This is a genomic window from Corallococcus sp. CA053C (genome assembly GCF_003611675.1).
Lineage (GTDB): Bacteria > Myxococcota > Myxococcia > Myxococcales > Myxococcaceae > Corallococcus.
In genome coordinates this window covers 1-9715 of the sequence record NZ_RAWA01000374.1, presented here as the reverse complement: position 1 = coordinate 9715, position 9715 = coordinate 1, and the positions used below count along the sequence as shown (strand labels likewise).

Here is a 9715-nt window from a genome sequence, read left to right as displayed (position 1 = left end):
GGCATGAAGGGCGGGGGCGGGCTGCCCGCACTCGTGATGATCCCCACGCTCTTCATGGGCACCGCCTGGCTCACGGCGGGCCTCACGGGGCTCTTGACCGGGCGCCCCTGGGACACGACACCCTTCTGGGTGAAGTTGCCGATGATGATCATCGGCTCCGTGCTGGCCCTGCTGGCCTGCGCGGTCATCATCGGGTTCACGCAGCAGTTCCGTCGGTAGGCCCTTTGAGTCAACGCCAGACGCTGGCGTGGGCCCGGGCGAAGGTCTCGAAGTCGCGCGGTGCCTGGCCGGTGACGCGCAGCACGGTGTCCGTCACGCGGTCCTCGGCCCCATCCCGGAGGGTCACGTCCAGGCCCGAGAGCATGCTTGCGTAGGCCTCCGGCATGCCCGCCTCCTGCAGGTGCCGGCGCACCTCCTCCCGGCTCGCATGCACATGCCGGATGGGGCGGCCCGACACCCGGGACATCACCGCCGCGATGTCGTCGTAGCTCAGCGCCTGGGGGCCGGTGATGACGTGCGCGGTGTCATGGGAGGGCTCATCCGCGAGCGCCCGGACGCCGACCGCCGCGATGTCCGCCGCGTCCACGAACCCGACGCGCCCCTTGTCCGTGGAGGTCATCAGCGTGCCGTCGCGCCGGAGGCTGGCCCCGTGCTGGTTCTGGGGGTTGGAGACGTTCTGCATGAACCACGACGGCTGCAGCACGCTCCACTCCGGTGCGTGCTCGCGCAGGAAGCGGTGCACCTGTCCCAGACCCGGGCTCCCCTCCGGAATGGCGGAGGCGCTGAGCAGGACGACGCGCCGCACGCCCCTGGCCAGCGCGCGTTCGATGAACGGATTCACGAGGAGGGACGGGTCCTCCGCCAGCGCGGGCACCAGCAGGTACATCCGGTCCACGCCGTCCACCGCGGCTTCGTGCGTGGTGGGGTCCGCCCAGTCGAAGCGGACGTGGTCGGTGGAGGGGAACGGTGGCGTCGTGCTCCGCGTGGCGGTCCGCACCCGGAACCCTTCCGAGGCCAGCCCTTCCGCGATGGGACGTCCCGTGTTGCCAGAGGCGCCGGTGACGAGGATGCGCGGCTTCATGCCTGCTCCTTGCCGAAGGTTCCCGCCGGAGCGGCCAGGGGGTTCCAGTACTCGCGGTAGCGGACGATGCGCCCCTCGCGCAGGTGCAGGCGCATCACGTAGTCCTGTTCGTAGTGGAAGTGTGACGGCTGCAACGTCGCCGAGCCGTGGACCTCCATCCATCCGACGTTCGGGTCGGTGGTCGGGTAGCGCTGGACGCCCGCGAAGGCGAGCCCCTGGAAGCGCTGGGTGATGGGCACGAAGTAGGCCCGGATGGCTTCGATGCCCTCCAGGCGGGAAGGCATGCCGAGCGAGGGGGCGTAGGGGAATTCAACGACGGCATCGTCGGCGAACAGGGTCAGCCAGCGTTCGATGTCCGTGCCGATGAGGGCGAGGTGCGCGTCCATCACGCGGGCCAGGTCGGAGGAGGGGGTTGTGCGATCCATGGGAGGCTCCATCAAGAGGTGATGGACCTAGAATGGGGCTGGCGTTATGGACGCTCAATGTCACTGCGTCCAAAAGAACTGTCCGAGCGTCCAGGGATGCCAGACGAAAAGACCGACGTGGTGTCCGATGTGCTGGAGACGCTGCGGTTCAAGACGCTGCTCTTCGGTCGCTTCGAACTGGGTGCACCGTGGGCGCTGCGCCTGCCCCGCAAGGTCAATGCGTCCTTCTACGTGGTGGCGCGGGGAGGACTGCGCCTCCAGGTGGAGGGCCTGGCGCAACCGGTGTTCCTGTCCGCGGGTGACGTGGTGCTGCTGCCCCGCGCCACCGCCCACGTGCTGGATGACGGCACCCGGAAGGTTCCCCGCGACTTCATCACCCCCGAGCAGCTCCGGGCTTCGTCGGGGAAGGCCGTTCGGCTGGGGGGGCCGGGCGCGACCACCACGTTGATCACCGGCTGCTTCCAGTTCGGCGTGGACCCCACGCACCCGCTGCTGCGGGCCTTCCCGCCCATCATCCACCTGTCCACGCAGGAGTCCGGTGGGACGCCGTCGCTCGCCGCCGCCGTGCAGCTCCTCTCCGCGGAGACCGCCGAGCCGGGGCCGGGGAGTGCCCTCGTGGTCGGCCGTCTGGCGGACGTGCTGCTGGTGCAGGCGCTGCGGGCCCAGGCCGTGCTCGCGAAGCCGGGCGAGGGGGGATGGAAGGCCCTGGCGGATCCGGCCATCGGCAACGCGCTGGCCCTGATGCACGAGCGGCCCGGCGACCCGTGGACGGTGGAGCGACTGGCGGCGGCCGTAGGCCTGTCGCGCTCCGGGTTCGCCGCGCGCTTCCACTCGCTGGTGGGCGAGACGCCGCTGCAATACCTGTCCAACTGGCGGATGACCCGCTCCGCGCGCTGGCTGCACGAATCCGACGACAGCCTGGATGCCATCGCCGAACGCGCGGGCTACGAGAGCGCGCCCGCGTTCAGCAAGGCCTTCAAGCGACGCTGGGGCATGGGACCCGGCGCGTACCGGCGCACGCCCGCGCTCCGTGAAACACGCCTCAGTCTGATTGACACATAGGCTGTCAAATCAAGACACCGTGATGTACCGCGACGACACGGCGTTCACCGCGAACCCGCGGCTACTAGATGTCGCGCCTGTCCAAGAACACCACGCGCACGGCGTCCAGGTTGAAGTCGTTGAACAGCCGCGCGTTGATCCCGACCCTGAACTTTCCCGGCACGGGGGCGTCGTTCTCCCAGACGGGCATGTCCGTCCAGGTGCCGCAGCCGCAGACCTGGCAGTGGTGGTGTTCGACGGGCGCGTTGCGGTCGTACGTGACCACGCTCTCGCGGCGCGTGATCTTCACCTGCTCCGGGTCGTAGTAGGCCCAGAGCATGCCCCGCTTGGAGCAGAAGGTGCAGTTGCACCGGGTGAGCTCCTTGGGCGGCGCGGTCACCTCGAACTGCGTCGCACCGCAATGACAGCTTCCCTTCAGGGGCTCGCTCATCCCTCCATCCTGGGGGATGCGCTTGCTTTCTCCCCAGGGAAAAGGCGCGGGGCCCCGGGGGGCCCCGCTGTTCCACACTTCAGACGCGCTCGACGCGGATCCGCGCGGGCAGGCCGTTGAGGCTGTCCTCCACCTCGGTGCCGGTGAGGCCCTCGGGGCCCACGTGGAGCTCCGAGGCCAGCGTCTCGCGTTCAATCTCCGCGCGGGCCGCCGTGACGACGCGCTTCACCCGCTCATCCCCGTCCACCCAGAGGCGGATGCGGTCGGTGTAGCCCAGGTTCAGGTCCTTGCGGTTGCCCTGCACGCGCGCCAGCAGCTCGCGCACCAGGCCCTCGTCCTCCAGGGCCGGCGTGAGCTGCGTGTGGAGCACCACCACGCCCACGCCTGAACCGGCGGCGGCGTAGCCGGGCTGCGCCTCCACCAGCGTCTCCAGCTCCTCGGCCGGGAAGACCATGTCCTCGCCGCCCACGTTCAGGGCCACCTTGCCCGTCTGGAGCAGCTCGTGGTGCAGCGCTTTGCCGTCACCGGAGTCGAACGCCTTGCGCACCGGCGCGAGCTTGGGCCCCAGCCGGCTGCCCATGGCGCGCAGGTTGGGCCGCACGCGGTAGCGCACCACGTCCGCCTCCGGGCCACCCGGCTCCACCAGCTTTACGGTGTGCACGTTGAGCTCGTCGGAGATGAGCTCCTGGTACACCGCCACGCGCTCCGACAGCTCGCGGCGCGACAGGATGACGTCCGCGCGCGACAGCGGCTGGCGCACCTTGAGCCGGTTGTCCGTGCGCACCTTGAGGCCCAGCGACACCAGCTCGCGCACCGCGCCCATCTCCGCCGCCAGCCCCTCGTCGATGAGGCTCGCGTCCACGTCCGGGAAGCGCGCCAGGTGCACGCTCTCCGGCTGCGTGGCGCCCCACGGCTTCGCCACCAGGTTGCCCCACATGGCGTCCGTGAAGAACGGGATGAAGGGCGCGGACAGCGCCGTGATGGTGGTCAGCGCCTCGTAGAGCGTGAAGTACGCGTCCTGCTTGTCCTGCTCGAAGCCCGGCGCCCAGAAGCGCTCGCGGCTGCGGCGCAGGTACCAGTTGGACAGCGCGTCCACCAGCGCCACCATCCGCTGGGCCGCGTCGTACACCTGATACGTGTCCAGCGCCTTGGCCACGTCGCGCAGCGTGAGCTGCACCTCGGAGAGGATCCACCGGTCCAACACGGGCCGGGCCTTCACCTCGCGCCAGCCCTCGCTCTTGCGGATGGCCAGCCACGGCGCCTCCTTCGCGCCCGCGTTGCCCTTCGCCGGGTTGAAGCCGTCGATGTTCGCGTAGATGGTGAAGAACGAGTAGACGTTGCGCAGCTTGACCTGGAAGTCCTTCTGCAACAGCCGCACGTTCGCCAGCGAGTGGCGCGTGTTGGACCAGGTGGGGCTCGCCGCGTAGAAGAACCACCGGAACGCGTCCGCGCCCGGGGCCTTCGTCGCCGGGTCCTTGAGCACCACGCGCTCACCGGCCGGAAGCCTCGGCACCTCCACCGGCATCACGTCCGCGCCGCGCGCCGACGGCTTCACGTCCAGCGCCTGCAGCTCAGCCGGGGCCAGGAGGATGACGCGCCGCTTGAGCTTCTTGTGCACCTTCACCGTCACCGTGACGGCGGTGTCCGGCCGGTCCGAGCGGAAGAGCTGCACGCGCGCGCCCTCCTGCGTGTCCAGGCCCTCCAGGTCCTCGCGCGCGATGAGCGCCACGCCGGGCTCCGCGGGGACGCCGGCCTCCGTGGCGGTGAGCACCGCGAAGTCCATCCGCACCTCGTCCAGGATGATCTCCGGCGGGGTGTAGTTGCCCTTGGACTTGGACTCCTTCTTGCCCTCCTTGTCGGAGACGTGGCCCAGCACGATGCAGCTCTTGTACGGCATGGGCCACTCACGCTTCGGCGTGAGCCCCATGCGCTGCTGGGTCTCCTCGTCGAACACCAGCGTGCTGACCATCAGGAGCGAATAGAACCACCCGCGCGTCTGGTCGATGGCCTCGGAGATGAAGTCCGCCGGGAACGCGCGGTTGAACATCTCCTGGGACCCGGGCGCATGCGGGAAGCCCCACTGCGCGAAGGGCATGCAGCCGGAGTCGAACCACACGTCCACCACTTCGGGGACGCGCTGGAACTTCCCACCCGCGCCGGGCTTCTCGTAGGTGACCTTGTCGATCCACGGCTTGTGGACCAGCAGGTGCTCGGAGTTGGACTCGTGCGGCTTGCCGGCGAGGAACGCCTTCAGCTCCGCCTCCACGGCGGCCACGTTGTTGCCCGGCTTCGTGCGCAGCTCCGCGAGCGACGGCACGGCCTCCGTCTCACCCGTCTCCGAGTGGATCCACAAGGGCAGCGGCGTGCCCCAGTAGCGCTCGCGCGACAGGGCCCAGTCCACGTTGTTGTCGAGGAAGTCGCCGAAGCGGCCGTCCTTGATGTTCTCCGGCACCCAGTTGACGTGCTGGTTGTTCTTCTTCGCCTCCTCGATGACGGAGGTGGTGCGGATGTACCAGGCGGGCCGGGCGTACTGGATGAGCGGGTCCTCGTCCGCGCGCCAGCAGAAGGGGTACTCGTGGCGGTACTGCTCCGTGTGGATGAGCAGCCCGCGCTCCTTCAGGTTGCGCTGCAGGTCCTTGTCCGCGTCCTTCACGAAGCGGCCCGCGACGAGCGGCACCTCTTCGGAGAACGTGCCATCCGGCTTCACCGCGCAGCGCATCTCCAGCGCGTCCGGGTTCTGGAAGCGCTGGCTGTCCTTGCGGAAGGCCCGGTAGTCGTCCTCGCCGAACGCGGGCGCGGTGTGCACGATGCCCGTGCCGCTGTCGAGCGTGACGAAGTCCGCGGCCATCACGCGCCAGGCCACCGTGTCCGTGCCGCCGTCCTTCAGCGGCAGCGTGGCGTCCGCGTCCTTCGCGAAGTACGTGTCGAAGGGCGGCGTGTAGCGCTTGCCGACGAGCGCCTGGCCCTTCTGCGTGGCCAGCACCGGCAGGTCCTTCTTCAGCTTCTTCGCCAGGTCCTCGCGCAGCGCGGCGGCGAGGATGAGCTTGCGGTCCCCCGCGTCCACCGTGACGTAGTCCACCGCCGGGTTGACGGCCGCGTACATATTGGACGGCAGCGTCCAGGGCGTCGTCGTCCAGATGAGCAGCGACGTGTCCGGCGCGTCGCGCAGCGGGAAGGCCACGTAGACGCTGGGGTCGTCCACCGTCTTGTAGCCCAGGCCCACTTCCGCGGCGGACAGCGCGGTGCCGCCGCGCGGCCACCACCACACCACCTTGTGGCCCTGGTACAGCAGGCCCTTCTTGAACAGCTCGGAGAGCGCCCACCACACGCTCTGCACGAAGCCGCGGTGGTAGGTGACGTAGGCCTCGTTCAGGTCCACCCAGAAGCCGATGCGCTGGGTCAGCCGCTCCCACTCGGCCGTGTAGCGGAACACGGACTCGATGCAGCGCTCCGTGAAGGGCTCCACGCCGTACTTCTCGATCTCCGCCTTGCCGTGGATGCGGAGCTCCTTCTCCACCTCCACCTCCACCGGCAGGCCGTGCGTGTCCCAGCCCGCCTTGCGCGGCACGTAGTGGCCCCGCATCGTCTGGTAGCGCGGGAACAGGTCCTTGATGACGCGCGTGAGGACGTGGCCGTTGTGCGGCAGGCCGTTCGCCGTGGGCGGGCCCTCGTAGAAGACGAAGCTTTTGGCCCCTTCGTTCGCCTTGAGCGATTTCTCGAAGATGCCGCGGTCCTTCCAGAAGGCCAGGACGCGGCGCTCCTCGGCCGGGAAGTCCATCTCCACGGGGACCGCGTCGAACAGGGGCGAAGGCTTTTCAGACATGGTGGCGTGCTTGATACCACCGGACCGGCCCGCTGGCAGTGAATCCAGGCCCTTGCGGCCTGCCCCGCCGGCCGGTGGACAAATTGGCTTTCACTGAAATTCATGTAATCCGTGGAGAAGGGATGGCACCTTGCCCGCTTCCCGGGCAGCCCTGGAGGTCCCCACGTGATGCATGTGTCCCGTTCTTCTCTCTCCCCCGTCGTCGCGCTCACTGCGGCGCTGGCGCTGTGCCTGGGCGCGGCCCCGGCGCGGGCGCAGGTGTCCCGGACGCTGAGCACGCCGGGCCCCACGGCGCAGGCGCAGAAGGTCTACAACCTGCTGACGGACCTGGAGAACAACAGCCGCAACGGTGGGACGAAGCAGACCATCATGGGCCAGCACTGCGAGGCCCAGAAGGAGGCCTACGCGGGCGAGTACTGGGTGAAGGTGGGAGACATCTCCGGCCGGCGTCCGGGCTTCGTGGAGCTCGACTTCGGGCCGGGCAACTACCACAGCACCTACAGCGAGCCGTACGTGGACTATGCGGTGGGCTTCGCGCGCGACCGCTTCATCTACGGGGAGGGCATCGTCGGGTTCAGCTTCCACCAGTCCTATCCGGGCGCGTCGGTGAAGAGCTGGGAGAACACCTTCCGGCAGAGCTGGATGGATTACAACTGGATGGGCCGGGTCATCAACTGGCAGGCCAACACGGCGGAGTACCAGGCGCTGCTGAGGGATTTGTCCTTCGCGGCGGACAAGCTCACCGTCCTGCGGGACGCAGGCGTGCCGGTGCTGTTCCGCCCCTTCCACGAGATGAACAAGAAGGGGAGCGCGTCACCGTTCTGGTGGGCGAACCAGGACCCGTACCAGTACAAGCAGCTCTGGAACATCGCGCACGACTACCTGGTGAAGACGCGCGGGCTGAAGAACCTCATCTTCGTCTGGTCGCCGTATGAGTGGGACGGGACGTACGGCGGGGACGCTTCGGTCTACTACCCGGGCAGCGACCGCGTGGACGTGGTGGCCGTGGACATCTACCACGGCAATCCCTACTTCCCGGCCCAGTTCTACACGGGGCTCGCGGGCTACAACAAACCGCGCATGGTGGCGGAGACGGACAAGCTGCCGGTGCGCTGGGGCGACAGCCGCTACGGGACGGTGTCGGAGCTGGACGCGCGCCCGTGGGCCATCTACTCGGTGTGGGGGGACTCGCTCGTCTACAACCTGGGCACGACGAGCCCCAACGACTGGAACGTGTCCAGCAACTACAAGGCCATCAAGGACACGTATGGCTATTACGGGACGTACTGGCGGGTGCTGACCGGCGGAAGCAACGCGACCTACAACTGGGCCGCGTTGCGCTGAAGCCGGTTCACCAGTTGGTGGGGCGGTAGTCCTTGAAGAAGTTGCCCCACACGAACTCGTTCGTGTTGATGGCCGTCATCACGGGGTCGACGATGCGCGCGGCCCCGTCCACGATGTCGAGCGGGGGTTGGAAGTCCAGCTCCTGCACCTTGCGCTCGGCGTGCTGGGCGGGGTCCTCGTCGGTGACCCAGCCGGTGTCCGCGGCGTTCATGAAGATGCCGTCCTTCGCGTAGTCCGGCGCGGAGGTGAGCGTCATCATGTTGAGCGCGGCCTTGGCCATGTTGGTGTGCGGGTGCTTGTCCGTCTTGGTGCCGCGGGAGAAGCTGCCCTCCATCGCGGACACGTTGACGATGTGGCCCGGCTGCGAGCGGTCGCGCATCATCAGCGGCTTGAGCTTCCCGCAGAGGATGAAGGGCGCCACCGCGTTCACCAGGTGCACCTCCAGCATCTCCGCGGTCTGCACCTCCGCGAGCTTCAGCCGCCAGGAGTTCGTCTTGCGCAGGTCCACCTGCTGGAGGTCCGCGTCCATCCGGCCCTGCGGGAAGAGCGCCTGCGTGTCGGGCTCCTGCTCCATCGCGTAGGGCAGCAGCGACAGCGCCGCCGACGAGTGGATGCCCAGCGCGGGGTCGCTGCTGCGCCACGTGGCCACGGGCAGCGACGACACGGCGTCGCCCGCATCCCCCATGTGGCCGGGGTTCAGCATGGGCCTGAGCGCCGCGATGCACGCCTGGTGGCCAGCGAGCAGCGGGCGCACCTCCTCCGGCAGCGTGTTCGCGGGGCGCAGCTCACCCTGGAGCAGGTGCTGGTAGAAGCCCGGCGGCCGGCGCACCGTCTGCGCCGCGTTGTTGATGAGGATGTCCAGCTTGTCGTGCGTCTCTTCGATGTGGCGCGCGAACAGCTCCACGCTGGGCGCGTGCCGCAGGTCCAGGCCGTGCACGTGCAGCCGGTGGGACCAGTCCGCGAAGTCCGGCTCCCGCGCGTAGCGGAGCACCGCGTCCTGGGGAAAGCGCGTGGTGGCAATCACGGTCGCGCCCGAGCGCAGCAGCATCAGCGACGCCTGGAAGCCAATCTTCACGCGCGCGCCGGTGATGAGCGCGACCTTGCCGTTGAGCGGCGCGCGCTGGGTGCGCCGGGCGTAGTTGAAGTCGCCGCACGCGCAGCACAGGGTGTCGTAGAAGAAGTGCAGCTTGCGGTACTCCGCCTTGCACACGTAGCACTTGCGGGGCACCTCCAGCAGGCGCTCCTCCACGTCCACGGGCGGGGGCGCGGGCAGCATCGGCAGGGTGAGCACGGGCGCGCGGCGCAGGGCGCGGATCTCCGTGGTGGCGCGCACGACGCTGTCCTTCTTGCGCTGCTGCTCCTTGCGCTCCTTGCGCAGCGTGTTCTGCAGCCGGTTCTTGGCGGCCCGGTCCGGGTGCACCAGCCGGCTGGCGGCGGCCAGCAGCCCGTGGTGGACCTCTTCCGGCATGCGCGTCAGGTGCACGCGGTGGTGGGCCAGCATGTTCAGCAGCTCCGTGACGCGGAGCACCTCCTCCTGGCTGGGGGCGGGG

8 protein-coding genes are annotated in these 9715 nt (G+C 69.0%); 3 read left to right on the top strand and 5 right to left on the bottom strand.

The window, feature by feature from the left end:
* On the top strand, positions 1-219 hold a 219-nt coding region (locus D7V97_RS44920), incomplete at its 5' end, for a hypothetical protein (RefSeq protein WP_158623513.1).
* A gap of 10 nt (positions 220-229) precedes the next feature.
* Here D7V97_RS44920 and D7V97_RS34000 read toward each other — a convergent pair.
* Positions 230-1081 carry an NmrA family NAD(P)-binding protein gene (locus D7V97_RS34000; RefSeq protein WP_120614779.1) on the bottom strand — a complete coding sequence of 284 codons (852 nt, stop codon included), beginning with the start codon at positions 1079-1081 and terminating at the stop codon, positions 230-232.
* Positions 1078-1506 (bottom strand): nuclear transport factor 2 family protein, encoded by a 429-nt coding sequence (locus D7V97_RS33995; RefSeq protein ID WP_120614778.1) that lies wholly within the window; start codon positions 1504-1506, stop codon positions 1078-1080. Before D7V97_RS33995 ends, D7V97_RS34000 begins: the two co-directional genes overlap by 4 nt.
* 96 nt (positions 1507-1602) lie before the next feature.
* Between D7V97_RS33995 and D7V97_RS33990 the strand changes: the two genes are divergently transcribed.
* Positions 1603-2568 (top strand): AraC family transcriptional regulator, encoded by a 966-nt coding sequence (locus tag D7V97_RS33990; RefSeq protein WP_233583401.1) that lies wholly within the window; start codon positions 1603-1605, stop codon positions 2566-2568.
* Between the two features lie 64 nt (positions 2569-2632).
* Here the strand turns inward: D7V97_RS33990 and D7V97_RS33985 are convergent, their stop codons facing one another.
* Positions 2633-2998, bottom strand: coding sequence for a GFA family protein (locus D7V97_RS33985; protein ID WP_120614776.1), 366 nt, complete (start codon positions 2996-2998; stop codon positions 2633-2635).
* Positions 2999-3077: 79 nt separating this feature from the next.
* The gene (gene ileS / locus D7V97_RS33980) at positions 3078-6821 is read right to left on the bottom strand and encodes an isoleucine--tRNA ligase (RefSeq protein WP_120614775.1); all 3744 of its coding nucleotides are present in this window, start codon (positions 6819-6821) and stop codon (positions 3078-3080) included.
* 168 nt (positions 6822-6989) lie between these two features.
* Between ileS and D7V97_RS33975 the strand changes: the two genes are divergently transcribed.
* Entirely contained in the window at positions 6990-8165 is a 1176-nt protein-coding gene (locus D7V97_RS33975) for a glycosyl hydrolase (RefSeq protein ID WP_120614774.1), read from the top strand.
* A 7-nt stretch (positions 8166-8172) separates the two neighbouring features.
* On the opposite strand, the gene D7V97_RS33970 is transcribed toward D7V97_RS33975, so the two are convergent.
* Positions 8173-9715, bottom strand: a 1543-nt coding sequence (locus D7V97_RS33970; protein ID WP_233583400.1) for an SDR family NAD(P)-dependent oxidoreductase, incomplete at its 5' end; no start/stop codon positions are given.

What these genes read in the sequence shown, in the direction of transcription:
- D7V97_RS34000 (WP_120614779.1), bottom strand. Translation starts at nt 1,081, where the DNA reads ATGAAGCCGCGCATCCTCGTCACCGGCGCCTCTGGCAACACGGGACGT.
- D7V97_RS33990 (WP_233583401.1), top strand. Translation starts at nt 1,603, where the DNA reads ATGCCAGACGAAAAGACCGACGTGGTGTCCGATGTGCTGGAGACGCTG.
- D7V97_RS33975 (WP_120614774.1), top strand. Translation starts at nt 6,990, where the DNA reads ATGCATGTGTCCCGTTCTTCTCTCTCCCCCGTCGTCGCGCTCACTGCG.
- ileS (WP_120614775.1), bottom strand. Translation starts at nt 6,821, where the DNA reads ATGTCTGAAAAGCCTTCGCCCCTGTTCGACGCGGTCCCCGTGGAGATG.
- D7V97_RS33985 (WP_120614776.1), bottom strand. Translation starts at nt 2,998, where the DNA reads ATGAGCGAGCCCCTGAAGGGAAGCTGTCATTGCGGTGCGACGCAGTTC.
- D7V97_RS33995 (WP_120614778.1), bottom strand. Translation starts at nt 1,506, where the DNA reads ATGGATCGCACAACCCCCTCCTCCGACCTGGCCCGCGTGATGGACGCG.